Origin of the sequence: Lichenihabitans psoromatis (assembly GCF_004323635.1) — a bacterium.
GTDB classification, from domain to species: domain Bacteria; phylum Pseudomonadota; class Alphaproteobacteria; order Rhizobiales; family Beijerinckiaceae; genus Lichenihabitans; species Lichenihabitans psoromatis.
Window position 1 is genome coordinate 3,606,440 of the sequence record NZ_CP036515.1, and the last position, 26,022, is coordinate 3,632,461.

Annotated in this window: 22 protein-coding genes and 1 pseudogene; 15 read left to right on the forward strand and 8 right to left on the reverse strand. The window is 63.3% G+C overall.

The features are described 5' to 3' along the window. Positions 1-2 precede the first annotated feature (2 nt). Entirely contained in the window at positions 3-1,796 is a 1,794-nt protein-coding gene (gene recJ / locus EY713_RS16875) for a single-stranded-DNA-specific exonuclease RecJ (RefSeq protein ID WP_131117012.1), read from the reverse strand. A 133-nt stretch (positions 1,797-1,929) separates the two neighbouring features. Here recJ and parE point away from each other — a divergent pair, with 133 nt between their 5' ends. Next, positions 1,930-4,035, forward strand: coding sequence for a DNA topoisomerase IV subunit B (gene parE / locus EY713_RS16880; RefSeq protein ID WP_131117014.1), 2,106 nt, complete (start codon positions 1,930-1,932; stop codon positions 4,033-4,035). A 211-nt stretch (positions 4,036-4,246) separates the two neighbouring features. Continuing rightward, positions 4,247-5,827 (forward strand): DEAD/DEAH box helicase, encoded by a 1,581-nt coding sequence (locus EY713_RS16885; RefSeq protein WP_131117017.1) that lies wholly within the window; start codon positions 4,247-4,249, stop codon positions 5,825-5,827. Between the two features lie 72 nt (positions 5,828-5,899). Here the strand turns inward: EY713_RS16885 and EY713_RS16890 are convergent, their stop codons facing one another. Next, the gene (locus EY713_RS16890) at positions 5,900-6,286 is read right to left on the reverse strand and encodes a HesB/IscA family protein (RefSeq protein WP_131117020.1); all 387 of its coding nucleotides are present in this window, start codon (positions 6,284-6,286) and stop codon (positions 5,900-5,902) included. Positions 6,287-6,498: 212 nt separating this feature from the next. Between EY713_RS16890 and hspQ the strand changes: the two genes are divergently transcribed. Next, entirely contained in the window at positions 6,499-6,828 is a 330-nt protein-coding gene (hspQ, locus tag EY713_RS16895) for a heat shock protein HspQ (RefSeq protein ID WP_131117023.1), read from the forward strand. Between the two features lie 103 nt (positions 6,829-6,931). Here hspQ and EY713_RS16900 read toward each other — a convergent pair whose 3' ends face one another. Continuing rightward, positions 6,932-7,672 carry an invasion associated locus B family protein gene (locus EY713_RS16900; protein WP_131117025.1) on the reverse strand — a complete coding sequence of 247 codons (741 nt, stop codon included), beginning with the start codon at positions 7,670-7,672 and terminating at the stop codon, positions 6,932-6,934. 310 nt (positions 7,673-7,982) lie between these two features. Here EY713_RS16900 and EY713_RS16905 point away from each other — a divergent pair, with 310 nt between their 5' ends. Next, complete coding sequence (locus EY713_RS16905) at positions 7,983-9,806, forward strand: extracellular solute-binding protein (protein WP_131117028.1); 1,824 nt, start codon at positions 7,983-7,985, stop codon at positions 9,804-9,806. 28 nt (positions 9,807-9,834) lie between these two features. Beyond that, positions 9,835-10,518, forward strand: a complete 684-nt coding sequence (locus EY713_RS16910; protein WP_131117031.1) for a DsbA family oxidoreductase — start codon at positions 9,835-9,837, stop codon at positions 10,516-10,518. Between the two features lie 21 nt (positions 10,519-10,539). Here EY713_RS16910 and preA read toward each other — a convergent pair whose 3' ends face one another. Further along, a complete protein-coding gene (gene preA / locus EY713_RS16915) occupies positions 10,540-11,856 on the reverse strand; it encodes an NAD-dependent dihydropyrimidine dehydrogenase subunit PreA (protein ID WP_131117034.1) in 1,317 nt (438 codons plus the stop codon). Between the two features lie 2 nt (positions 11,857-11,858). Beyond that, positions 11,859-13,241 carry an NAD(P)-dependent oxidoreductase gene (locus tag EY713_RS16920; protein ID WP_131117037.1) on the reverse strand — a complete coding sequence of 461 codons (1,383 nt, stop codon included), beginning with the start codon at positions 13,239-13,241 and terminating at the stop codon, positions 11,859-11,861. Positions 13,242-13,507: 266 nt separating this feature from the next. Between EY713_RS16920 and EY713_RS16925 the strand changes: the two genes are divergently transcribed. Continuing rightward, positions 13,508-15,211, forward strand: a complete 1,704-nt coding sequence (locus EY713_RS16925) for an adenylate/guanylate cyclase domain-containing protein (protein ID WP_245572762.1) — start codon at positions 13,508-13,510, stop codon at positions 15,209-15,211. A gap of 72 nt (positions 15,212-15,283) precedes the next feature. After that, positions 15,284-16,389, forward strand: a pseudogene (gene mtnA, locus EY713_RS16930) (S-methyl-5-thioribose-1-phosphate isomerase). Here mtnA and betB read toward each other — a convergent pair. Together betB and EY713_RS16940 are read right to left on the reverse strand one after the other, a co-directional pair. Next, on the reverse strand, positions 16,386-17,855 hold the full coding sequence (betB, locus tag EY713_RS16935) for a betaine-aldehyde dehydrogenase (RefSeq protein ID WP_131117040.1): 1,470 nt from the start codon (positions 17,853-17,855) through the stop codon (positions 16,386-16,388). The pseudogene mtnA and the gene betB sit on opposite strands and share 4 nt — an antisense overlap. Positions 17,856-17,884: 29 nt before the next feature. Then, positions 17,885-18,196: a polyhydroxyalkanoic acid system family protein gene (locus EY713_RS16940; RefSeq protein ID WP_131117043.1), complete on the reverse strand. Its 312-nt coding sequence runs from the start codon at positions 18,194-18,196 to the stop codon at positions 17,885-17,887. A gap of 130 nt (positions 18,197-18,326) precedes the next feature. On the opposite strand from EY713_RS16940, the gene EY713_RS16945 reads away from it, so the two are divergent. After that, positions 18,327-18,743: a hypothetical protein gene (locus tag EY713_RS16945; protein WP_245572763.1), complete on the forward strand. Its 417-nt coding sequence runs from the start codon at positions 18,327-18,329 to the stop codon at positions 18,741-18,743. A gap of 113 nt (positions 18,744-18,856) precedes the next feature. On the opposite strand, the gene EY713_RS16950 is transcribed toward EY713_RS16945, so the two are convergent. Continuing rightward, positions 18,857-19,054, reverse strand: a complete 198-nt coding sequence (locus tag EY713_RS16950; protein WP_131117049.1) for a hypothetical protein — start codon at positions 19,052-19,054, stop codon at positions 18,857-18,859. Positions 19,055-19,259: 205 nt separating this feature from the next. Between EY713_RS16950 and EY713_RS16955 the strand changes: the two genes are divergently transcribed. The 7 genes from EY713_RS16955 to EY713_RS16985 all read left to right on the forward strand — a co-directional run bounded on the left by EY713_RS16955 (position 19,260) and on the right by EY713_RS16985 (position 25,988). Beyond that, the gene (locus EY713_RS16955) at positions 19,260-19,505 is read left to right on the forward strand and encodes a hypothetical protein (RefSeq protein ID WP_131119864.1); all 246 of its coding nucleotides are present in this window, start codon (positions 19,260-19,262) and stop codon (positions 19,503-19,505) included. 215 nt (positions 19,506-19,720) lie between these two features. Beyond that, positions 19,721-20,671, forward strand: a complete 951-nt coding sequence (locus EY713_RS16960) for an aldo/keto reductase (RefSeq protein ID WP_131117052.1) — start codon at positions 19,721-19,723, stop codon at positions 20,669-20,671. Positions 20,672-20,883: 212 nt separating this feature from the next. Then, positions 20,884-21,789 carry a glucosamine kinase nucleotide-binding domain-containing protein gene (locus EY713_RS16965; RefSeq protein ID WP_131117054.1) on the forward strand — a complete coding sequence of 302 codons (906 nt, stop codon included), beginning with the start codon at positions 20,884-20,886 and terminating at the stop codon, positions 21,787-21,789. Beyond that, on the forward strand, positions 21,786-22,547 hold the full coding sequence (locus EY713_RS16970; protein WP_245572764.1) for a GntR family transcriptional regulator: 762 nt from the start codon (positions 21,786-21,788) through the stop codon (positions 22,545-22,547). Before EY713_RS16965 ends, EY713_RS16970 begins: the two co-directional genes overlap by 4 nt. Next, the gene (locus EY713_RS16975; RefSeq protein ID WP_131117057.1) at positions 22,544-23,581 is read left to right on the forward strand and encodes an SIS domain-containing protein; all 1,038 of its coding nucleotides are present in this window, start codon (positions 22,544-22,546) and stop codon (positions 23,579-23,581) included. Before EY713_RS16970 ends, EY713_RS16975 begins: the two co-directional genes overlap by 4 nt. Then, the gene (nagA, locus tag EY713_RS16980) at positions 23,578-24,735 is read left to right on the forward strand and encodes an N-acetylglucosamine-6-phosphate deacetylase (protein WP_131117060.1); all 1,158 of its coding nucleotides are present in this window, start codon (positions 23,578-23,580) and stop codon (positions 24,733-24,735) included. Before EY713_RS16975 ends, nagA begins: the two co-directional genes overlap by 4 nt. Positions 24,736-25,166: 431 nt before the next feature. After that, complete coding sequence (locus tag EY713_RS16985) at positions 25,167-25,988, forward strand: outer membrane protein (protein WP_131117062.1); 822 nt, start codon at positions 25,167-25,169, stop codon at positions 25,986-25,988. Positions 25,989-26,022: the final 34 nt, after the last annotated feature.

Sequence of the window (26,022 nt, forward strand, 5' to 3'; positions counted from 1 at the left end):
TTTCAACGCTGCTCGGGAACCGCTGCGTCCATGACGCGCAGTTCGGCGCGCCCGCTTCCGCCCCAGCGACTGACCGTCAACGTGCCGGCCAGATGCACGAGACGGCCCTGCTGGGCGCGAAGCTCGACGCCGAGCGGGCTGCTGGCCGCACGAAACGCGATGCCGCTTAGCCGTGTTCCATCCGGGCCCGCCGCCGTCAGCCGCAGATGGTCGGTGCCGACCGGCACGACGCTGGTCAGGCGGTGATTTGGGAAAGCGAAGACAGGTTCCGGATTGCCGGTGCCGAACGGGCCGGCCGTCTCGATCGATTCGATCGTGTCGATCGATGCTGCGGCGGCCGAGAGGGCCGCGTCGATCTCCAGCGCGCTTGCGGCGCGCGATCGTGCAACTGCGTCGCCCATCTGCTCATGCAAGAACAGCCGAAACGCGTCGATCCGTGCCGCCTCGATGGTGATGCCGGCCGCCATGGCATGGCCGCCGCCCTTGATCAGCAAGCCGGTCTCAACCGCAGCCCGCACGATACGCCCGAGATCCACGCCCGGAATCGACCGTCCAGACCCGGTGCCGACCAACCCATCGAGGCTGATCGCGAAGGCGGGCCGCTCATAGCGTTCGCGCAAACGCGACGCGACGAGGCCGACAACCCCGGGATGCCAACCCGCACCGCTGGTGACGAGCGCCGCATAGGCCGGTGCGTCCGTCGTTTCGGCGACCGCGAAGGCTGCGGCCTCGGCTTCTTCGCTGGCGCTCGCTTCGATAGAGCGGCGCTCGCGATTGAGTTGGTCAAGCTGTTCGGCGATGCGCCGCGCGTCGAGTGGATCGCGCGTCAGCAGCAGCCGCGCTCCGAGCGCCGCGTCTCCGATCCGGCCACCCGCATTGATTCGCGGCCCTACCAGAAAGCCGAGATGAAATGCCGTCGGCGGACCCTCGGTCCCGGCGATGTCGAATAGAGCCGCAAGCCCAGGCCGGGCGCGTAGACGCATCACCGCGAGGCCCTTCGCCACGAAGGCGCGGTTGAGCCCGGCCAGCGGCACGACATCGGCCACCGTCGCCAAGGCGACGAGGTCGAGCGCCGCCAGCAGATCCGGCATCGGCTTGCCGGCCCAGAACCCCCTCGCCCTCAGGTCGCGATGCAGCGCGACCAGCACCATGAAGACGACGCCAGCCGCGCAGAGGTGACCAAGGCCCGAGAGATCGTCCTGCCGATTGGGGTTCACGATCGCTTGAGCCGGCGGAAGATCCAGCGGCGCCTGATGATGATCGATCACCACGCAATCGAGGCCGAGACGACGGGCTTCTTCGAGCGGTTCGGTGCTGGTCGTCCCGCAATCGACGGTCACCAGCAGATCCGCCCCCGCGCGCTTCAGCGCCTGAATGGCCGGGATGTTCGGCCCGTAGCCTTCCAAGATACGGTCGGGAATGTGGATCGCCGGTCGCAGTCCGGCGGCCGTCAGATAGTCGGACAGGAGAGCTGCCGAACAGGCGCCGTCGACATCGTAGTCGCCAAAGATAGCGACCGCCTCCCCAGAAACGACGGCTCCGGCGAGCCGCTCGACCGCTGCTTCCATGCCGCTCAGGCCGTTCGGGTCGGGCATCGCGTCGCGCAGGCTGGGCGCCAGAAAGCCCGGTGCAGAGACCGCCGTCTGGCCGCGTGCCGCAACAACGCGGGAGAGCAGATCGGAGAGGCCCAGCGTCTGCCGAATCGCATCGGCCTGCACGGCTTCGGCGACCGCAAGCCGATCGCGCCAGGCACGGCCGAGCATCGAGTGTTCGACTCCGAGAAAAGCGCGGCTCATGGGCGTCCGGTTCGGCGCAACTGGCCCCGCGACTACGAACCGGGCTCGTTGATGGGGAAAACGTTTCCTATTTGTTCGTCGCACGCGTAATCCGTGCGATAAACCACCAAGGAATACTGGGGTCCGACACCTTATGGTCGACAGCGACGATCTTTTCAATTCGGAACCGAGCGTGCAGACGCCGGAGCCTGAGGACAGGCCGGCGCGCGGACGCAAGCGGACCGCGCCGGTCGTCTCGGGGGGCGCGCCGAACCTGTCGACGCCAAGCCTTTCGACACCAAGCCTCTCGACACCGGGAGAGGACGGCTATACCGCCTCCTCGATCGAAGTGCTTGAAGGGCTCGAACCGGTGCGCCGACGCCCCGGCATGTATATCGGCGGCACCGACGCGTCCGGCTTGCATCATCTTTTCGCCGAGGTGATCGACAATGCCATGGATGAGGCGGTCGCGGGACATGCGACCTTCATCGAGATCAGCGTCGAGGCCGATAATTTCGTCAGCGTCACGGATAACGGGCGCGGCATCCCGATCGATCCGCATCCCAAATACCCGAACAAATCGGCCCTCGAAGTCATCATGACGGTGCTGCACGCCGGCGGTAAGTTTGATTCGGGTGCGTATCAGACGTCGGGTGGATTGCACGGCGTCGGCGTTTCGGTCGTCAACGCTTTGTCGGAGCGGCTCGAGGTCGAGGTGGCCCGCGGGCAGACGCTCTATCGTCAGGTGTTCGAACGCGGTCTCGCTCTCGGTCCACTCGAGACCGTCGGCCGCGTGCAGAATCGGCGTGGAACCCGGATCAGGTTTCGGCCCGACGCCATGATCTTCGGCGAAGGCTCCAGTCTGGACCCGGCGCGGCTGCTCCGCATGTCGCGGTCCAAGGCCTATCTGTTTGGTGGTGTCGAAATCCGTTGGCGGTGCGCGCCGGAGCGTATTCCGCCCGGCTCCTCCGTGCCGACCGAGGCGTCCTTCCGCTTTCCCGGCGGCCTGAAGGATTTTCTCGCACGCGAGGTCGATGGCCGGTCCCTCGTGACCGATCAGCCGTTCACCGGCAAAGTCACCAAAGCAGGTGGTCACGGCTCGGTCGAATGGGCCGTGACATGGCTGTCCGACGACGATGGATCCGTCCGATCCTATTGCAACACGATCCCGACGCCGAACGGCGGCACCCATGAGGCGGGGTTGCGATCCGCCCTCCTCCGCGCCCTCAAGGATCACGCCGAGCGGATCGGACAAGCCAAACGTGCCGCTGCGGTGACGGCCGACGATGTGCTGCAAGGCTGCACCGCCATGCTGTCGGTGTTCATCCGCGAGCCGGAGTTCCAGGGCCAGAACAAAGAGCGGCTGCAGACGCTAGAAGCGTCGCGGATCGTCGATGCCGCCGTGCGCGACGCCTGCGATCATTGGCTGGCCGATACGCCCTCGCAGGCGTTGCGGCTGCTCGACTGGAGCATCGACCGGGCTGAAGAGCGGCAGCGCCGCCGCGCCGAAAAAGACACGGCGCGCAAGACCCCGACCCGCAAACTGCGTCTGCCGGGCAAGCTGGCGGATTGCCTGAACAATTCGACCCAGGGCTCCGAGCTTTTCATCGTCGAAGGCGACTCTGCGGGTGGTTCGGCCAAACAGGCGCGCGACCGCGCCTCCCAAGCGGTGCTGCCGCTTCGTGGTAAGATCCTGAATGTCGCCAATGCAACGCGCGACAAACTCGCGGCCAACCAGCAACTCGCCGATTTGGCGCAGGCGCTCGGCTGCGGCACCGGCGCCCAGTATCGGGACGACGAACTGCGTTACGACAAGATCATCATCATGACTGACGCCGATGTCGATGGTGCCCATATTGCATCGTTGCTGATCACGTATTTCTATCGTCAGATGCCGAAATTGATCGATACGGGTCATCTTTATCTCGCGGTGCCCCCGTTGTTTCGACTGACCCAGGGCACCAAGTCGGTCTATGCGCGCGACGATAAACACAAGGACGAGTTAATCCGCAGCAAGCTGAGCGGCAAAGGCAAGATCGAGATCAGCCGCTTCAAGGGCCTTGGCGAAATGCCGATGCGCGATTTGAAGGAAACCACGATGGACCCGAGCAAACGATCGCTCCTCCGTGTCATGATCGCTGAAGACCAGATCGAGGGAACCGCTGGCGCTGTCGAGCGGCTGATGGGCAACAAGCCAGAGGCTCGGTTCGCCTTTATTCAGGCCCGTGCTCCGGCAGCCGGCAACCTCGTGGATATCTGATGGTCGAATCAGAGCGGTTTACAGGCAATACAGGCCCGAAGAAGCCATGCTGCAGCATCTCGCTGTTGACTCGCCGAGATTAATCCTTAAGTGAAACGTTGAAAGTGTAGAACAGTCGCGTGATCTTGGCTGATGAGCGATCAACGCGCGTGCATCCACAAACGTGGTTTGCTTGTGTTCCCTTTATCGCTCTCTCACGCAAGATGAACTAATGAATTTTAACGAACTCGGCCTGAGCGACAAGGTCCTTCAGGCCATCGACGCGGCGGGCTACAAGACCCCAACGCCGATCCAGGCCGAAGCCATTCCACATGCGCTCGCCGGCCGCGACGTCCTCGGAATCGCGCAGACCGGCACGGGTAAAACAGCGGCCTTTACGCTGCCCATGCTGTCCCGCCTTGAACAAGGTCGCGCCCGGGCGCGAATGCCACGGACCCTGATCCTGGAGCCTACCCGCGAGCTTGCCGCACAGGTCGAAGAATCTTTCGTGCGCTACGGCATCAACCACAAGATCAATGTGGCGCTGCTCATCGGCGGCGTCTCGTTCAGCGACCAGGAAGCCAAGATCACGCGCGGCGCAGATGTCCTGATCGCAACCCCGGGGCGACTTCTCGACTTTGCCGAACGCGGCAAGCTGCTGCTGACCGGTATCGAAATTCTGGTCATCGACGAAGCCGATCGTATGCTCGACATGGGGTTCATCCCTGATATCGAGCGCATCTGTAAGCTCGTGCCGTTCACGCGCCAGACTTTGTTCTTCTCGGCCACCATGCCGCCGGAGATCACTCGTCTGACCCAGCAATTCTTGCACAACCCGATCCGCATCGAGGTCGCGCGTGCATCCTCGACGACTGAAACGATCACGCAGGGGCTGGTGGCGTCCGCTCCCGGTTCCGCCAAACGCGAGACGTTGCGTCAATTGTTGCGAAAGTCGGCCGGTTTCAAAAATGCGATCATCTTCTCGAATCGCAAACGGGATGTGGCCATCTTGACCAAGTCGCTCGAAAAGCATGGCTTTTCGGTCGGGGCCTTGCATGGTGACATGGATCAGCGCGCCCGGATGTTGTCGCTCGACGCATTCCGAAACGGTGATGTCAGCTTGCTGGTCTGCTCGGATGTCGCGGCCCGCGGCCTCGACATTCCGGATGTGAGCCACGTGTTCAATTTCGACGTGCCGACCCATGCGGAGGATTATGTCCATCGCATCGGGCGGACCGGCCGCGCTGGCAAACTCGGCACCGCTTTGTCGATCGTGACGCGTGCCGATCAGCGCTACATCGACGACATCGAAAAGTTGATCCAGCGCAAGATCGAGTGGGCGGGTGTGACCCCGGACCAGATCACCGACGAAGGCGACGACGAGTCGACCAGCGATCGCCGGCGCGGGCCGTCTCAGGGTGATCGGTCGTCCTCCGGACGTGACGTAAGATCATCGCGTCGATCCTCGACGCGCAATCCCGATCGCAGCGCCTCCGCCGATGTCGCGCCGACCTCTCGCGCCCAGGCCGCGACGGTCCGGTCCGACGCGTCGCCGGCACGGGTCGAAGCTCAGGAACCTCGCGTTCAGGAGCGGCCCGAACGGCTTGAGCGCGCCCCCTCGAGGGATCGTGGCGCGCCGTCCAACAATCGAAACGGCAACAACCGGCCGGCCGAGGCCCAGCGTCCTCGCTCGCCCGCCGAGACGCCGGCACCCCGTCGCCATTATCGCGACCGCGATGAGGAAGATACGCCGGTGATCGGCCTTGGCGATCACGTGCCGTCCTTCCTGTTGCGTCCGGTCCGCATCAAGTAGAAGCGGATGATATGAAACAAAAAAAGCACGGCAGATCCTGCCGCACTTTTTTTGTTGCCGAGCCGGCGACCCTTAGTTCAAGGCCGCCATCGCGTCCGGGGTGGCGGGCGTGATCGCGACACTCTCGCCACAGCCGCAAGCCGAGGTCTGGTTCGGGTTCTCGAACACGAAGCCCGAGGACAGCTTGTCGGTTTTAAAATCCATCCGGGTTCCGAGCAGGAACAGAATGGCTTTCGGATCGATGAGGACGCGGACGCCCTTGTCTTCGATCACTTCATCATGCGGCATGGCCGCGTCGGCAAATTCCATCGTATAGGACATGCCGGCGCAGCCGCCGTTCTTCACGCCGACGCGCAAGCCAAACTGCCCGCCCGATGCGTTAGCCATGATCTCGCGGACCCGATCGGCCGCAGCGTCCGTCAGCGAGACGACCTTGAAACGTGATGCCGAAGCACCCATCCTCGTTCTCCATGATGCCGCGCCCAGCGCGGATCTCTTTGAGCGCAATGTAACGATGAATCGACGCTTTCGCCAGGGAGCATCGCAAGTGGACCGAAGGAACACTTCCCTCCACCTTCGAACACGCTAAAATCACCGTCTGATCCCGACCTCAAGAGGCGTCCGGTCGCGCTGCTCCGCAGTGGGATGAACGGACCGATATGGCGACCTGAATGAAAGAAAGCACCGCAAAATTCGGCATCGGCCAAGTAGTTCGGCATCGAAAATACCCGTTCCGCGGCGTTGTTTACGATGTCGATCCCGTCTTCGCGAATACGGAGGAATGGTGGATGGCGATTCCCGAAGACGTGCGTCCACGCAAGGATCAGCCGTTTTATCACCTGTTCGCCGAGAATACCGAGACCGAGTATGTGGCCTATGTGTCTGAGCAAAACCTCTTGCCCGACACCTCCGGCGAACCCCTTCGAAACGCGCAGATCGAAGAGGTGTTCGTCCGAACCGAGGATGGAGAATATAAGGCCAAGTCGATTCCTCGGAACTAAGGCCGAGCTTGCACCTGCACGCTCGGTCCCGATCATCGACAAAGAAAAGCCCTGCGGGTCACATGACCCGCAGGGCTTCGATTTTTTAGACAGCTAAGCCAGCTTACTTCTTGGCCGGCGCCGGTGCTGCAGGTGCCGCGGGGGTGGCCGGAGCGCCAGCCGTGCCGTTTTGCTGCTCGAGCAACTGGCGCTGCTGCTTGGCTTTGGCTTCCAACTGCTGCTGAAGCTGCTGCTGCTGCTGCTCGAGAACCTTGGGGTCGATCGGCGCGCCATCGAAGGCCTTGCCGAACCCGGCGAGCGGGATCGTGAAGCTCACTTCGTTGTTGACCGAGTTTTTCACGGACACATTGAGCAGCGTGCCCTTTTTCAACTGGTCGATCAACACACCCTTCACCTTCGCTTCGGCGAAGCAGCCGTTGGGCATGCAGATCTCGAAAGCGCCATCGGTCTGCGGGCCCTTATCGATCGAGAAGCGGAAGCCCGGCTTCAGCAGCAAGCCCACCGGCATCAGCAGTCGAACGATCCGCGTGTCGTCGCCCTTAATGTCGTAGACCGCGACCGCGATGGCCGGGGGTTGATCCGGCGCGCTGCCGAAATCGCGGGTCGTGTAGCAGATTTCCTTGTTGGCGCCCTGGTCCTTGCCGCACACCTTGGTCCAATCGGCCTGGGAGGGCTGCAGATCGACCTTGATGGGTCCCTGCGGTTGAGCCTGCTGCCCCTGAGCCGCAGGAGCGGCGGGTTGCTTGGCGGCTTGGGCAAAGGCTGCGCCGGAAAACCCCTGGGCCGCGAGGCTGATGCACACCGCAAGAGAAGCGGCACGCGTGCGCGTCAGACGAAACAACATATAGACATCCTTCGAGGTCGGTTGGCAGCATGCCGGCCGGGTTGCGATGAGCGGACGCCTCCGCGACCAGGATGCCGTTGCAGCATCGCGTTCGCCGAGGCGCGAAACGATTCAAAGGTCTTTGCTGTGGATTAAGGCGACAGGTTGACCACGGGTTCCTTAGTCGTTCCGCCGGTCGAACGCCAGACATCTCGTTCCGGTCTGTCGCGATCGTCTGGATGTCGGTCGCCGGTACTCGTATGAGAGGCTGGACCTTCGCCTCCAGATTCGGCATGCCCACCGCATGAGCTTCACGACCGGTCGATCCATCATGCCCGCGCACAGCTGCCTGCGACCTTTGCTCGCGATCGCCGGAGGCCTGTTGCTGGCGGCCGCGCCTCTCGCCTGCGCCCGTGCGGTCGACGCTCCCTCGATCGCCATGCACGGCGCCCCGGCTTTGCCGGCCGATTTCAGCCACCTGCCCTATACGAACCCTGAGGCTCTCAAGGGCGGTAAGCTCGCCATGTGCTATCTCGGCACGTTCGATAGCCTGAACCCGTTCAATCTGAAGGCCGGCTCGACCGCCCAGGGTCTGAACACCAACGTCTTCGAGACGCTGATGACGCGCTCGCTCGACGAGCCCTTCACGCTCTACGGGCTGATCGCGAGGTCGATCGATACCGATGCGGCGCGCGACGAGGTGACGTTTCATCTCGATCCGCAGGCCCGGTTTTCCGACGGGTCGGCGGTGACGGCCGACGACGTGATCTTCACGTTTAATTTGCTCAAGCAGAAGGGGCGACCGCAGCAGCGCGCCGCCTTCAGCCTGATCAAATCCGTCGACAGCCCGGATCCGCTGACGGTGCATTTCGATCTGCGCGGGTTGAACGACCGGGAGATGCCGATGACGCTCGGCCTCATGCCGGTGCTGCCGAAGAACCACGTCGACCCGAAGGCGTTCGACGACACGTCGCTTGCGCCGCCGATTGCGACGGGACCCTATCGGGTCGCCTCGGTGGTGCCCGGCCAACGCCTAACCCTTCAGAAGAATCCCGATTATTGGGCCAAAGACAAACCGATCAGACGGGGCATGTTCAACGTCGACACGGTCACGATCGACTATTATCGCGACGCGAACGGCATGTTCGAGGCCTTCAAGGCGGGGCTGTGCGACTACCGGCTCGAGACCGACCCCACCCGCTGGACGACTGGCTACGACATCCCGGCCGTACGTGATGGCCGGATCATTAAGGAGACGGTCCACTCCGGCCTGCCGAAGGGCATGGAGGGCTTCGCCTTCAACACGCGGCGGCCGATCTTCGCCGACGTTCTGGTGCGCGAGGCGCTGGGCGACATGTTCGATTTCGAATGGATCGACGCCGTGCTGTTCAACGGCCTCTACCGGCGGACCGACAGCTTCTTCGCCGATAGCGATCTTGCCTCCACGGGGCGTCCGGCCGACGCCGCCGAACGGAGCCTGCTCGCGCCGTTCCCGCAGGCGGTCAGGCCCGACATCCTTGCCGGAACATGGCGCCAAATGACCACGGATGGGTCGGGGCGCGACCGACGTCCCGCGCAGGCCGCTTTGGCGTTGCTGAAACAAGCCGGCTACGACATTCACGACGGGTTGCTGGTGTCTCGTGCGGGCGAGCCGCTCAGCTTCGAGATCATGGTGACGAACCGCAGCCAGGAGCGGCTGGCGCTCGCCTATTCCGAAAGCCTCGCGCGGATCGGGGTCGTGGCCCATGTGCGCTCCGTCGACGAGGTGCAATATCAAAGGCGTCGGCAGGCCTTTGATTTCGATATGATGTTTGGAACGTGGACCGCATCTCCGTCGCCCGGGGCAGAGCAACGCTCCCGTTGGGGGTCGGCCAGCGCCGCACAGGAGGCTTCGTTCAACCTGGCCGGTGCACGCTCGACAGCCATCGATGCAATGATCGCCGCCATGCTGTCGGCCACGACCCAAGACGATTTTGTCGCGGCCGTGCGGGCCTATGATCGGGTGTTGCTGTCGGGCTTCTACATTATCCCGCTCTATCACTCGGCGGATCAGTGGGTCGCCTATTCCGCGACGCTTCGCCATCCGGAGCACTTGCCCTTGTTCGGCTTGAGCAATACCTCTCCGATCGAATATTGGTGGCGCAAGGCGCCCTGACGCAGAGCCCGATGGCCAAGGATTCCCGATGACCGATCCGATCGACAGCCGGCCGCCGCTCGTGATCGACATCGTCTCCGATGTCGTCTGCCCCTGGTGCTATGTCGGCAAACGCCGGCTTGAGGCCGCACTGGCCGAACGCGCCGACGACGACATCACCGTGCGCTGGCACCCCTTTCAGCTCGACCCGACGATCCCGGCCGGTGGTCTCGATCGGCGCGACTACATGATCAAGAAGTTCGGCAGCGCCGAGCGGATCGATGAGATCCATGGGCGCCTGACCGAAGCGGGGCGCGGCGAAGGGCTAGAATTCGCTTTCGACCGGATCACCCGATCGGTCAATACGCTCGACGCGCATCGCGTGCTGCATTGGGCGGCGGCCGCAGGCGTGCAGGATGCCGTCGCCGAGGCGCTGTTCCGAGCCTATTTTGTCGACGGTCGCGACATCGGTTCGCCGGCGGTTCTGGCCGATCTAGCGGCTTCGGCCGGTCTGAACGGCGTGGAGGTGGCAGAAGCCCTTGCGGGCTCGCGCGACATCGAACTGATCCAGGCCGAGATTGCTCAGGCGGTTCGAATTGGCGTCTCGGGCGTGCCGTTTTTCATCTTCGCTCAGTCTTTCGCTGTGTCGGGCGCGCAGGCGGCCGACGTTCTTGCAACCGCCATCGACCGCGCCCGCGCCGAACTCGCCTCGCCTGCGCCGATGACCGCCTAATCCTGACGCATCACCCTCACCTTATTCGGCAGCTTGCTTGAACGCCGCCGATGCGGGGTTGTTGGGGTGGGTCGTCCAATTGGCATAGGGACGATTGTTCAGTAGGCCCGTGCGCGGATCGACACCCTCGGTCTGATGGACGAGCGTGATACATGATTCGACTGGGCAAACCTCAACACAGAGGTTGCAACCGACGCATTCTTCGTCCTTCACGACGAACTTACGCGCCCCGTCGACCATCGCCGTGATGGCCTGATGCGATGTGTCCTCGCAAGCGATGTGGCAGCGGCCGCACTTGATGCAGAGGTCCTGATCGATGCTGGCCTTCACGACATAATTGAGGTTGAGATATTGCCAATCGGTCACGTTGCCGATCGCCATTCCTCTGAAGTCGTCGATCCGCTCGTAACCCTTGCTGGCCATCCATGTTTTCAAGCCGGTGATCATCTCCTCCACGACCTTGAACCCATAGGTCATCGCGGCGGTGCAGACCTGCACCGAACCGGCCCCCATGGCGATGAATTCGGCCGCGTCGCGCCAGGTCGTGATGCCGCCGATCGCCGAGATCGGCAGTCCGTAGGTCTCGGGATCACGCGCGATCTCCGACACCATGCTGAGCGCGATCGGCTTGACGGCCGGCCCGCAATAACCGCCGTGGGTTCCCTTACCGTCGACTTGCGGCGACGGACACATGCGGTCGAGATCGACCCCCATCATCGAATTGATCGTGTTGATGAGCGACACGGCATCGGCCCCGCCGCGCTTCGCCGCTCGTGCCGGATGCCGGATATCGGCGATGTTCGGCGTCAGCTTCACGATCACCGGCATCCGCGTGTAGGCTTTGCACCAGCGCGCCACCATCTCGATATATTCGGGGACCTGACCAACCGCCGAGCCCATACCACGCTCCGACATGCCGTGCGGGCACCCGAAATTCAACTCGATCCCGTCAGCGCCCGTCTCTTCCACGCGCGGCAGGATCGCCTTCCAGCTCGCCTCATCGCAGGGCACCATGATCGACACCACCATGGCGCGGTCCGGCCAGTCGCGCTTGACCTGTTTGATTTCCTGCAGGTTGAGGTCGAGTGGGCGATCGGTGATGAGCTCGATGTTGTTGAGGCCGATGAGCCGCCGATCCGGACCGTGGATCGCGCCGTAGCGCGGGCCCGACACATTGACGACAGGCGGGTCCTCGCCAAGCGTTTTCCAGACGACGCCACCCCAGCCCGCCTTGAAGGCGCGGACCACATTGGTCATGCGGTCGGTCGGGGGCGCCGAGGCGAGCCAGAATGGGTTTGGAGAGCGGATACCGAGAAAATTCGTGCTCAGATCGACCATGGTCACCCCTCCTGGCCTGCGACGGATTGTTGGGCGGCTTGCAACAGACGATCGATCGAGAGGGCGGCCTGCTTGCCATCCTCGACTGCGCTGACGGTCAGGTCTTGGCCCCCCGCGACACAGTCGCCGCCGGCCCAGACGCCGGGCAGTGACGTACGGCGTTCGTCGTCGATCACGATCCTGCCGCCCGACAGCGCCAAGGTCCCCTGCCCAAGCGGTGCTTCGATGAAGCTTTGGCCGATCGCCAGCAACACCATGTCGGCCTCGATCCTCAGGGCCGAACCGCCATTGGCCGCCAAAGCCGTGCCGCCCGCCGCGTCGCTGGGCGATCGCTGCGCGAACAGGGCTGCCGACACACGGCCGCTCGCCTGCTCAAACCCCGCCGGGCTCGCCCAATGGCGGATCGTGACGCCGTTGCGCTGCGCCAGTTCCTGCTCGAAGAGGCTCGCCTTCATGTGTTCTGGCCCGCGCCGATAGACGATCGTGACCTCTTCGGCCCCGAGCTTCTTTGATTGCACGGCCGCGTCCACCGCCGTCATGCCGCCGCCGATCACCACGACGCGGCGGCCGACCGCCACGGTCGACTTGTCGGAGGCCTGACGAAGTTGCTCGATGAAGCCGACCGCATCGATCACATGAGCGGCCTCGTCCATTCCCTCGAGCGCATTAAAGCCCGCGAGCCCGAGGCCCAGGAACACCGCGTCATATTCGGCCCGGAGCGAGGCGAGATCGAAGTCGCGTCCCAGCGCTACCCCGGCCCGCGCTTCGATCCCGCCGATCGACAGAATGAAGTCCACTTCCCTTTGGGCAAAATCGTCGACGGCCTTGTAGGTCGCGATCCCATATTCGTTGAGGCCGCCGAGCTTGGGCTTGGCATCGAGCAGCGTGACGGCGTGGCCGAGTTGCGCGAGACGATGGGCACACGCCAAACCCGCCGGGCCAGCCCCCACGACCGCCACGCGGCGACCCGTCTCAGGACCACGTCGGAAGGGCTGCTGGCCGGTCTTCATGATCGCGTCGGTCGCGTGCCGCTGCAGCAGGCCGATGTGAACGGGCTTATGCTCCGCATGTTCGCGGACGCAGGCTTCCTCGCAGAGGGTTTCGACCGGGCAGACGCGGGCGCACATTCCGCCCATGATGTTTGCGGACAAAATCGTCTCTGCGGCCCCGATGGCATTGTCGGCCGCGATCTGACGGATGAAGAGCGGAATATCGATCTTGGTCGGACAGGCGTTCTGACAGGGCGCGTCGTAGCAGAAGTAGCACCGATCGGATTCGACGAAAGCCTCATGCCGGGTCAGCGGCGGCGTCAGGTCAGCAAAATTTCGCGCATATTGGTCGGCCGATAGACGTCCCCCCGTCACCGTTTCGCTGCTCTGCTCCATCGCCGCCACCCTTCGAACCTGACCATTTGGTCAAGTTTTCAGTGTGACAGGACCTTGTCAAGCAGAACCATTCTAATGTGCGAAATCTCGGCAGTGCGTTGGAGCAATTGCCTAAGAGCCGATCGACTTTCAGGCGACTGCCTCTTTTTGTCGCGACGCGCAAAGAAGCGACAACCTGCCGCGACCGGGCCTCACGGGTTGACGCGGCTGCCGCGAAGCAGGACGGTCCCGCATGCCGAACGACTGATCCTTACCGGATACGCATCTTGGCCCAACATGATCTGTGGCGCGGGTCGCTGGTGCAGAAGGCCCGTCTCGTCTCGGGGCTCATCCTGTTCGCCTTCGCGACCGCGCATTTTTTCAATCACGCATTGGGACTGGTCAGCCTTGATGCGATGCTGGTGTTCGACGACTGGCGCATCGCGATAGACCGATCGATCATCGGCAGCATCGTTCTTCTCGCGGCGCTGCTGATCCATGTGGCCTTGGCGACCTGGAAGATGGTGCGCCGTCGCACCCTCAGATTGCCCATCGCCGAATGGGCGCAGATCGTCCTCGGCTTCGCGATTCCGATCTTTTTGTTACCTCACATCGTCAATACCCGCGTGGCCGCCACCGCTTTCGGTGTCTCGGACACCTATTCCTATGAACTTGCCAGAATCTGGCCAGTCTCGTTCGTGCCTCAGAGCGTTCTGTTGCTCTTGGTCTGGATCCACGGATGCCTCGGTCTCCACTTCTGGCTAAGGTCGACCCCGCTGTATCGACGCCTTGCCCCGCTGCTGCTCGCAATCGCTGTCTTGTTGCCCTTTGCGGCGCTCGCCGGCTCCAGCGTTCAGGGCCGCATCATCGAAGCCGCCATTAGGGATCCGGCCCGGTTCCAGGCCCTGAAAGCTGAGACGCATTGGCCCGATGAGCGCGCCTCGGCCAGCATCCAGTCGGTGCGAGAGGACGCGCAGAACGGGTATGTGGTCGGGCTGTTCGCAATCGCGGCGGCCGTGGCGCTGGGCCTCGCCGTGTCGCAGCGCGCCAAGCGGATCCAGGTTCAGTATGTCGGCGGACCGTTGGTCCGAACCGAGCTCGGCCCAACGGTGCTGGAAATCAGCCGCCGGAATAAAATCCCCCATCTGTCGACCTGCGGCGGCCGCGGTCGCTGCTCGACCTGCCGCGTTCTGGTTTTGAGCGGCGGCGCTGAGGCGGCGCCGCCTTCCGACGCCGAACGCAAGACCCTGAAGACGATCGGGGCGGCAGACAATGTCCGCCTCGCCTGCCAACTTCGCCCCTCTGCCGCCATCACGATCATGCCGCTTCTGAAATCCGCCACGACCGAACAGCGGCTTCCCGCAATGGCGGAGGCCGACACGGCAGCCGAGCGAGAGCTCGCGGTTTTATTCGTCGACATGCGGGGGTTCACGGCCCTGACCGAGAGTCGGCTGCCGTTCGACGTGATCTACATCCTCAATCAGTTTTTTGGCACGGTGGGTGGCCCGATCCATGCGAATGACGGATGGATCACCAATTATGCAGGCGATGGGCTGATCGCCCTGTTTGGCGACCCGGCCGGGCTCGCCGCAACCTGCCGATCCGCCATGGTGGCGGCGGCCGAGATCGATCGCGCTCTATCGGCGCTCAACGAGCGCCTCGTAAACGAGATGCGGCAACCCCTCCGGATCGCCATGGGCCTGCATGCGGGCGCTCATGTTCTGGGCCGCGTGGGCTATGGCGAGAAACCCGCCATGTCGGTTATCGGTCTGGCCATGAACGTCGCCAGCCGCCTCGAAGCCATGGCCAAGACGGCTGGCGTCCAGATGGCCGTGTCGCAGATTGTTGCCGATCACGGGCGGTTGGACACGCGCGACTTACGAGCCGAAGCGACCGCCGTCCGAGGATTGAGTGCGCCGATCGATGTGGTCTTCGTGGAGGCCGCCCGCGACCTGCTGCCGCGTTTGCAAAGCGACGCGCTTGCAAGCTGAGGCAGTCGCTGGCACGCCGCTGCCGTTCGGGTTAGATCACCAAGACGAACGTCATCGCAACCGGGGCCGACCATGCTGATCGACAAGACGCCTTTTCGCACGATCTGGGTCGAGCCCAACGGCCGCCACGGCAGCGTCAAGGTCATCGACCAGACGGTTCTGCCGCATCGCTTCGTGGTCAAGACGCTCGCTACCGCCGAGGAGGCCGCCACGGCCATTCGCGATATGACCGTGCGGGGTGCGCCGCTGATCGGAGCGACCGGGGCCTACGGACTGGCGCTCGCCATGGCCGAGGAGCCGACGTCATCGAACCTTGAGGCTGCGTTCGATCTGTTGATCGCCACGCGGCCGACGGCTGTCAATCTGCGTTGGGGGTTGGAGCGCATGCGCCGCCGCCTTGCGGCTTTACCCGAGGCGGACCGCGCTGCCACCGCCTTTGCCGAAGCGGCCGCGATCGCCAAAGAAGATGTCGCGGTCTGTTCCGCGCTCGGTCAGCATGGAGCCGATCTGATCCGAAATCAGTGGGAGCGCGCCGGCCGATCGCGCACCATCAACATCCTCACCCATTGCAATGCAGGCTGGCTCGCGACCGTGGATTGGGGCACCGCGCTGGCTCCGATCTACAAGGCGCATCGCGCTGGCCTTCCGGTCCATGTCTGGGTCGACGAGACACGGCCACGCAACCAGGGCGCTAGTTTGACGGCCTATGAGCTCGGTCAGGAAGGGGTGCCGCATACGATCGTGGTCGACAACGTCGGCGGCCACCTCATGCAGCACGGTCAAGTCGATCTCTGCATTGTCGGGACGGACCGGACGACCCGGACCGGCGACGTCTGCAATAAAATCGGCACCTATCTGAAGGCGCTCGCGGCTCACGACAACGGCGTGCCGTTCTATGTGGCGCTTCCGGCTTCGACGATCGACTGGCGCATGAGCGACGGCAGGGCCGAGATCCCGATCGAGGAACGCTCGCCCCTCGAGGTCACGCATATGAGCGGCGTCACAGCGTCGGGTGCGATCGAAACCGTGCGGATTACCCCGAGGGCAGTCCGGCGCTGAATTATGCGTTCGACGTCACTCCGGCTCGCCTCGTCACCGGCCTCATCACCGAGGCCGGCGTCTGCGCGGCGTCCGAGGAGGGTCTTCTGTCGCTGTTTCCGCTGCGGGATGCGGCTTAGAACGGCGCGTCGACGTCGCCCATTTCGACATAGACCGACTTCAGCCGCGTATAATGATCGATCGCGGCGCGTGAGTTTTCCCGCCCGACGCCGGAGCGTTTGACGCCGCCGAACGGCACCTCGACCGGGGTTAGATTATAGGCGTTGATCCAGCAGGTGCCGGCCTGCAGGTTGGCGATCGTGCGGTGCGCCCGCTGGATGTCTTTAGTGAAGACGCCGGCCGCCAAGCCAAATTCGGTATCATTGGCCCGCTCGACGACCTCGTCCTCATGATCGAATACCAACACGCTCATGACCGGCCCGAAGATCTCCTCTCGTGCGATCCGCATCCCATCCTGCACATCGGCGAAGATGGTCGGCCGAACGAACGACCCCTTCTCGAATCTGGGGAGGCTCGGGGCCTCGCCGCCGGTAACCAGCCGCGCGCCTTCCTGCCGCCCCACCTCGATATAGGACAACACCTTGACGCGCTGCTGCTCCGAAATGAGGGGGCCCATCTGGGTTGCCTGATCGAGCGGATCGCCGAGCCTGATCGCATCCGTGCGGCGCGTGAGCCGGTCGAGGAAAGCCTCATAGACACGGCGCTGCACGAACACGCGCGTGCCGTTCGAGCAGATCTGTCCGGCCGAGTAGAAATTTCCCAGCATGGCGCCACCGACCGCATTGTCGAGATCGGCATCGTCGAACACGATCAGCGGCGACTTTCCGCCGAGCTCCATGGTGACATGCTTGATGCCTGCCCCGGCCGCCGCCATCACGGCTTTGCCGGTCGGCACCGAGCCGGTCAGCGAGATTTTGGCGACGCCAGGGTGCTCGACCAGCGCGCGACCTGTCTCGCCACGTCCTTGCACAACATTAAAGACGCCGGGCGGGAGACCCGCTTCGAGCAGGATTTCGGCCAGGTGCAGCGCCGATAATGGCGTCAGCTCCGAAGGTTTGAACACCACTGCGTTGCCGCAGGCGAGGGCCGGAGCGGCTTTCCAGCAGGCGATCTGGATCGGATAATTCCACGCCCCGATGGCGCCGACGACGCCCAGCGGCTCGCGACGCGTATAGGCAAACGAGCCGCCGAGGTCGATCTGCTCGCCCGCGATCGAAGCCGCGAGACCGCCGAAATAGTCGAGGCAGTCGGCTCCCGACGCGGCATCCGCCACCAGCGTCTCACTGATCGGCTTACCGGTATCCATCGTCTCGAGTTGAGAAAGGGCGCGATTGCGGTCACGCAACAGGTCGGCAGCCCTCCGCAGCACCCGGCCCCGCTCGGCTCCACTTTTCCGACCCCAGGCGCGCTGGGCCTCAAGTGCTGCATCGACCGCCTGATCCACCGTCGCCGACGTTGCCGCGTGAACACGCGCGATGACCTCGCCGGTCGCAGGATAGAGAGACGTGATCTCGGCCCCGCCCGGCGCGTCAACGTAAGCGCCGCCGATGAAGTGGGATCCGCGCGGTTGGACGTCAGGCAGCATGTCGATTTTCCCTTGGCCGAACGATCGCTCTACTTCTTTTCGAGCAGAAGCGTCCCTTCTTTCTGGATGAGACCCTTCGCCTTGTCGGCCAGAAGCGCCAGAACCCACGGCAATTGAACCGTACAAATCACCTGGTCGTCGGCGACGTCCAGCGAACCGGAGGCCGTCTGTCCCATCGCGCCGACGAGGAATTCGAGCCGGTCGTCCAGCCACTTGTCTTCGAGAACGGAAATGCGGTTGGATTGATTGGTCTTGAGATAGCCGATCCCGTCCTTCAGGCGGCGCAAGGCCTCCTGTTTGCCGAGATGATGCGGAATGGACACCACGAGTGGTTTGGACATGAAGCAACTCGTTGCTGATTGCGATCAGCTTCCTATACCGGGTCCGCCGTCATGAGGCACGTGTAAGATCGCGGGCGCATGATGCCATCGGGCCATGTCTGGTCCATCCCAACCCAAAGAAGGTTCACCTATGTTTTTGAAAGCGACGCTGCTGGCCTGCTTTGCACTGATCGGCCTTTTGGCGGGACCGGCCGATGCCCAAGAAACCAAACCGCAGGATCCGAAGGCTGCCGAAGCGCCGCAAGCCGGAACCGTGATGCTGACGATCTTCTTCAAACACGACCAAAGCCGGCCCTTGGATCAACTCAACGCCCAACTGACGCAGCAGAAATTCTATGAAACATTTCCGCCCAAGGATGTCGAAATCGTCTCTTGGTACGTCATGATGGGCATTGGACAGGTGGTGACGCTGCGGTTTCCGGCGGAGCGTCTGCGCGAGATCAATCGTGCTATCGAGCGGACCGCGTGGGGTCCCTATCGCACAGAATTCTACCCAACCTACGATTACAAGCCCACGGCGGTGGCCGAGCGCAACAAGCTGAAATAGAGAATAAAAAAAGCCGGGCTCGCGCCCGGCTTGTCAGCTGACCGTCTCAGGTCGGCCGGAGAAAAGATGCGGCGTCACGCCCGACCGATGCGATCAGGCGGCGCCTTTCGGCATCACTTCTTTTTGGCGGCCGATGTGGTGTGGGCCTTGGCGGAGGTTTCATGCGCCTTGGCGGAGTGGCCGTGAGCCTCGGTCGAATGCTTGGTCGCGGTCTCGTGGTCGTCCTTGCCGTGATGCTCGGCAGCGGTACGGTGGGACTTGGCGGCCTGCTCGTGATGGGCGGCGGCTTCCTCGTGAGCTTTCTTGGGCATATGTCTGCTCCTTAAGCGTTCAGCACGATAACGTGCATGGTGCTAACACAGTGAGCATTCATTGGTTGCAGCCTTGCTCCACGCAGCCTTGCCGAACCGCCATCTACTCTGCGCCTGCCCAACCCTCCCATCGTCGTTGACGTCGCTTGCCGACCCGGTATCTTTCGATCGCGACGGAACTCATCTGTCGGCCGGGAGAAAACACATGCTCAAGACCGCACTTTCATTGGTGATGCTTTGTGGCTTGGCTTCGGCTGCCTTGGCGGACGGCTCGTGTAAGAGCGTCGCGGCCGACAAGAAGCTGGCGGGCGCTGCGATGAATAGCTTCATGAAGAAATGCCAGAACGACGCCAAAACCACCTGCGATACCTCTGCGGCCAGCAAGAAGCTGGCAGGCGCTGCCAAAACGAGCTTCACCAAGAAGTGCGTCAACGACGCGACCGGAACCTGACGCGCCACAGCATGTTCGGGTCGAGCGTCGGGCGGCGGCATGTGGCCGTCGCCATTCCCGCATAGCCACCGATCTGCCGACCATAGAACGAGCATGTTTCTCGTCTTCGTCGAACCAGCTCGGTCTGCTCCAATTTTCAGCGACTCCCCTTACTTGCGTGATCATTCACGTACCTGCCCCCGCGTGATCGTTCACGCCCATAAGACGAGGCCCTCATGAACAAGCGGCAACTTGGTGGATCGGGATTCAACGTTGCGCCGTGGTGTTTCGGCGGCAATGTCTTCGGATGGACAGCCGACGAGGCGATGTCGTTTCGATTGCTCGACGCTTTCATCGATGCCGGTTTCGACTTCATCGACACAGCGGATGTCTACTCCCGTTGGGCTCCGGGAAATAAGGGAGGCGAATCCGAAACCATCATTGGCAAATGGCTAGCCGAGCGGCGCAACCGCGACAAGGTCGTGATCGCCACCAAGGTCGGAATGGAGATGGGTCCGGGCAAGGACAATCTTTCGAAGGCCTATATCGTCGAAGCCGTTGAAGCATCGCTTAAGCGGCTGCAGACGGATGTGATCGATCTTTATCAATCGCATCGTGATGACGCCAAAACGCCACCCGACGAGACGATCGCGGCCTATGCCGATTTGATCAAGAGCGGCAAAGTCAGGGCCATCGGCGCGTCAAATTTCAGTACGGAGCGGCTCGCGGCGTCGCTGGACCTCAGTGAACACGACGGCTTGCCGCGCTATGAGACACTTCAGCCCGAATACAATCTGTATAATCGATCCGCGTTCGAGACCAGTTTGCAGCCTTTGTGCGTCGCTCGCGGCGTCGGCGTGATCCCCTATTATTCGCTGGCGTCAGGGTTCCTGACCGGGAAATATCGATCCGAGGCGGATTTTGGCAAAAGCCCACGCGGGGGCAATATGGCGAAATATCTCGATGCCCGCGGCCTGCGGATTTTGGCGGCATTGGATCAAGTGGCCGACGCCCATCATGCGACGCAGTCAGAAGTCGCGCTCGCTTGGCTGATGGCTCAGCCGTCGATCGTCGCCCCCATCGCAAGCGCCACGACGGTTGAGCAAGTCGTGAGCTTGGCCAAGTCTGCCGACCTCAGCCTATCGACCGGCGACATCGAGATTCTCGACCAAGCCAGCACCAGTTGATAAAGAAGGTTGCGCCACTGCCGATGGTAGGCGCAACCAACTGATTTCCAATGTCGGACCGACGATATGATGACCCCGTTGTCTGTTATGTACCAGTGGTCTGGAGCGAAGTTGTCGGTTTGATGCCGGTCGTGGTTGCTTTTCGGGCATGTATCTTCCCGTGTCTCCGCACTATGGTCGCGCGAATCGCGTGACCCGGACCGACGGATTTGATGTCTGACCACCAGCACACCGATGTGCCCTTGTTTCTCGGGGTCGATGGAGGCGGCTCGCATTGTCGCATGCGTCTCCGCGACGGACGCGGCACCCTGCTGTCTGCAGTCGAAGGTGGTCGGTCAAACGTCTATCTCGATTTCGAGCCCGCGATCGAGACCATTGCGCTTTGCATCGATCAATGTCTGGCGGCAGGTGGCCTCGGCGCTGAGGATCGCGCGCGCCTTCATCTGGGGCTTGGCCTTGCGGGCGTCTCGAGTCGGGCCGTCGCTGACCGGGTCGCTGAACGGTTCAAGAACGTCTGTTCCGTCACCGTAACCAACGATGCGGAGATCGCCTGCCTGGGCGCGCATGGCGGCAAAGACGGGGGCCTCATCATCGCGGGCACCGGAAGTGCCGCAGTCGCGCGTGTCGGTGGTCTGAGCACGCCGGTCGGAGGGCGCGGCTTCATCATGGGCGACGATGGGTCTGGCGCACGACTCGGTCTCGAGGCACTGCGCCGCGCACTTCGGGCGCATGATCGACTGGAACCGCAGACCACGCTGACCACGTCCTTGATGGCAGCCTTCGACAACGATCCGGTCACTCTCATCGAGTGGGGGCGCCACGCTAAATCGCGAGATTTCGGAGCTTTCGCACCACAGGTCTTCGAGGCCTCGATTGCGGGTGATCCTCTGGCTCTTTCACTGGTCCATACAGCGGCGGGCGCGATCGCCGATTTGGCGCGTGCGCTTCAGGATCTCGGGGCGGTCCGCATCTCGCTTGTCGGCGGCTTGGCCTCCGCGCTTCGCCCCTTTTTGCCGGCAACGACATTGAGCAGCCTGCACGAGCCCTTGTTCGATCCGCTGGAGGGCGCTTTGCTCTTGGCGGGCTGTCCCTTGCCTGGTGCGGATCGCGCGCCGTGAACCGGTCCGGCTCGAACGTGCCGCGCGATGCCCGGTTCGATACGGCGCTCATGGCGCTGCGCCAGGATATCTCGACGGGACGCTTTAAAGATCGCGATATGCTTCCGGGCGAGCGAGACCTATCCGACCTGCTTGCAATTTCCCGCACGACCTTGCGGCGCGTGCTGTCGACCCTCGTCGAGGACGGTGTGCTTAGCCATCGGCACGGGGTCGGTACCTTCGTTCGCCGAACCCCGCGCGGCGTGCCGGAGCCGGCGTTGCCGACCCTGACGAGCTTTACCGAGGAGATGCGGTCACGCGGCCTCAGTCCGTCGTCGCGAGACATCGGACGCGGGATCTTCCGCGCGACACCGGAAGAGGCCGTGATGCTGGCCTGCTCGCCGGGCGACGAGGTCATACGCCTGACGAGGCTTCGCTATGCGGACGACGAGCCGATCGCGATCGATCACGCGGCTATCCCGCGTCTGCTGCTCGATGATCCCGGCGAGATCGGGGCATCGCTTTACGAGGCATTTGCCCGAGTTGGACTGAAGCCTAGTCGCGCTCTGCGGCGCATCCAGGCCGTGACCGTGACAGGCCTCGAGGCGGGGCGCCTCTGCGTTCCCCTGGGGAGTGCCGCGCTCGCGATCTCGACCACGGCTTACCTGCCCGACGGGCGATGTTGCGAATTCACCCGATCGATCTATCGCGCCGATCGGTACGACATTGCCTCCGAAGTCCGCGCCCCGATCAGCGATCCCAAGGATTCAAAGCGATGACCGAGTTATCCCCCGTCGCCAGCCACATGGCCCGCGAGGTTGCCGAAATCCCGGAGGCGCTCGGACGCCAAGTGGCGGAGACGGCTGCGGCGCAGGCGGCGCTCGGGCGCCGTCTCCGCGACATGGACCCCACCGTCGTGGTGACGATCGCGCGCGGCAGCTCGGATCATGCGGCGCTTTATCTGAAGCATCTCGTCGAGACGCGCCTCGGGCTGCCGTGTTGCTCCATCGGTCCGTCGGTCGCCTCGGTCTATGGCACGGCCCTCCGCCTCAAAGGCGGGGTGGCGGTCACCATTTCGCAATCGGGCGGAAGCCCTGATCTCCTGGCCATGCAGCGCGCCGCCAAGGCCGGTGGAGCGTTGACGATTGCGATCGTCAACGACGTAGCGTCGCCGATCGCCAGAGAGGCCGATGTGCTTCTACCGCTTTGCAGCGGGCGGGAAATTTCGGTGGCGGCCACCAAGACCATGGTGGCGTCGCTCTTCGCGTCGGCCGCCCTGGTCGGAGCGTGGAGCGAGGATGCTGCCCTGAACCAGGCTGTCGCAGCGCTTCCCGATCGCCTCTCCGACACGGCTTCGATCCCGGACGAGATCGTGTCGTGGGTGGCGGCGCAGCGATCGCTTTACACCATCGGGCGTGGGCCGACCTTCGCGGCCGCCGCAGAGGCGGCTTTGAAGTTGAAGGAGACGTCCGCGATTCACGCCGAAGCCTTCTCGTCGGCCGAAGTGCTGCATGGGCCGACGGGCCTCATCGTCGATGACTTTCCGGTTCTGTGTTTCATGGCCGAGGACGCGGCTCGCGCCGGTATGGACGCGACGCGCGACAAACTCGCCGGTATGGGGGCGCGTTGCGCCAGCTTCGATCGGCGCCTTGGTGATCGCTTCGGCGTCTCTATCGCTGACTGCGGACATCCGTTGTTGGCGCCTCTCGCCATGCTCCAGAGCTTTTACGCTCTGGCCGAGCGGGTCGCCCAAAGGCGCGGCCGCAATCCGGATGTGCCGCCGCATCTTCAGAAGGTCACCCAGACCCTATGAAAGAGGTTCTGTTCGGCGCTCGCATCTTCGACGGGAACCGCTTCTGGGACGATCACGCCCTCGTCCACGAGAACGGGACGATCCTCGGCTTGGTCCCCTCAGAGGCGCGACCGGGCGCGGCCAGGTCCATCGATCTCAACGGTGGGATCCTCGCGCCCGGTCTCGTTGACATTCAGAATAATGGCGGCGGCGGCGTGCTGTTCAACGACAATCCGACGCCGGAGGGCGTGGCGGCAATCGCTGCGGCGCATCGGCGGTTTGGAACCACATCCTTGCTGCCGACCGTCATCACCGACCGTCCGGCCGTGCTGAGAGCGGCACTCGATGCCGTCCGGGCTAGTGTTGGCACAGTGCCGGGATGTCTCGGCATCCATGTCGAGGGTCCCTTTATCGATCCGCGTCGCGCGGGCGCCCATCCACCCGCCTTCATCCGCGCCATGACGGCGGCCGACGCCGATGCGCTGATCGCGGCACGGGTCGGCGTCATGCTGGTCACGGTCGCGCCCGCGTCAGCCGATGCCGCCTTGTTCCGACGGTTGGTCGAGGCTGGCATTGTGGTCAGTCTCGGTCACGCGGAAGCGACCGCTGCCGAAGCGCAAGCGGGTTTTGCGGCAGGCGCCACGGCGGCGACCCATCTGTTCAATGCCATGTCGCCGCTCGGGCACAGGGCGCCGGGGCTGGTCGGCGCCGCACTGGCCTCGCCCGCCATCATCTGTGGGCTCATCGCCGACGGGTTCCACGTGGCCGACGCTGCCCTCCGGGTTGCCGTTCTGGCGAAGGGCGCGCCCGGGATCGCGTTGATCTCGGACGCCATGCCGCCCTCCGCCGGTGGCCCCGACAGCTTTATGCTCGGGGGACGGCTGGCCACGCGACGGGACGGACGGCTGGAACTCGACGACGGGACGCTGGCGGGAGCCGCCATCACGTTGCTCGATGCCGTCGCCTACCTGACCAATACGCTGCAGTTCCCTCTCGAAACGGCATTGCAGATGGCAACCGCGACGCCGGCGCGGCTTCTGGGGTTGCAGGCCACCCACGGACGGCTTGGGGCCGGCGCGGTCGCTGACATGATCCACACCGACGATAACGCCGCGCTCCATGCGGTTTGGGTGGCGGGTCTATCTCAACCCACCGAATCGAACCCTCAATACTGACGATAGCTTTGCGGTTTGACGATCGTCTGATCGAAGGTCCGACGCCCAATTATGGCGATTTTGGACAAGTTTACGAAATCGAAAAGCAAGCGTATCAAATTTGACACAGCGGCCTGCAGGGCGTTGGAACGCAACGTTTTGTCAACACTAAGAGGCTTTAAGTTCTCTTCGTCAAAGGGCCAGTGACCCTTTGCGTGACCAAGCCAAAACACAAACGTCGAGGGTTGGTCACAAATCTGCTTGAATTCGAAGAGGTATGTCAGGGATTGAGCACGCCCGCCCCGCCAATCAGAACTGTGGCTAAGAAAACACAGTGCTTGAAAAGCAAGTCTGGAATAGCTCGATCTACGAAGCCATGCGGATTCGACACGAAACTAAACCGCAGTTGCGTAACTTTAAACTTCGAGCTTAAGCTCTGGAGGAGAACCTAAATGAACCTACGTTCGTTGCTTGCAGTCGCAGCCTTGGCGACCTGCTCGACCGGCGCCGCAATGGCCGCCGATTTGCCGATGCGTTCGCCGCCTCCGGCTCCGTTTTATCCTGCTCCGATCTTCACCTGGACAGGTTTCTACGCTGGTGTGAACGCCGGCGCTTCGTTCGACAACAAGGCTGGTAGCGCGACCGCAAACGGTTTCACGACCGCCAATGGTTTCGTCAGCGGCCCGGCCACCGGTTCATTCGGTCCCTTCCGTGGCGGTTCGTCTAGCACCGGCTTCGTCGGTGGCGGTCAGATCGGCTACAACATCCAGAACGGCATGTTCGTGTACGGCCTCGAAGCCGACATCGACTATTTCGGCGGCGGCGGCGGCAAGACCCGTTCCTATGCTGACAACGTCGTGTTCCCGGGCGGCACTCTCACCACCCGCGGCCGCGGCGGTGACGGCTACCTCGGCACCGTTCGTGGTCGCCTCGGTGTCGCAGCCTTCGATCGTACGTTGCTCTACGTCACGGGCGGTCTCGCCTATGGCGATTACGGCACCTCGACCCGTAGCGCGCGCTTCACCAACGCAACCGGCACGAACTTCATCGACTTCAACGGGAACGGCAACGACGACACCCGTATCGGCTACGCAGTCGGCGCCGGTGTGGAATATGCCTTCACCCAGCAGATCAGCGGCAAGATCGAATATCTCTACACCGACCTCGGCAGCCGCAAGTACAACCTGACGAACCCGAACACCGGCGCCGTCATCTCGGCCCGCTCGGACGGAACGTCGCAGATCGCTCGCGTCGGCCTGAATTACAAGTTCTAGTCGAAGCCTCTGCACGGTCCATCTGGACCGTTGC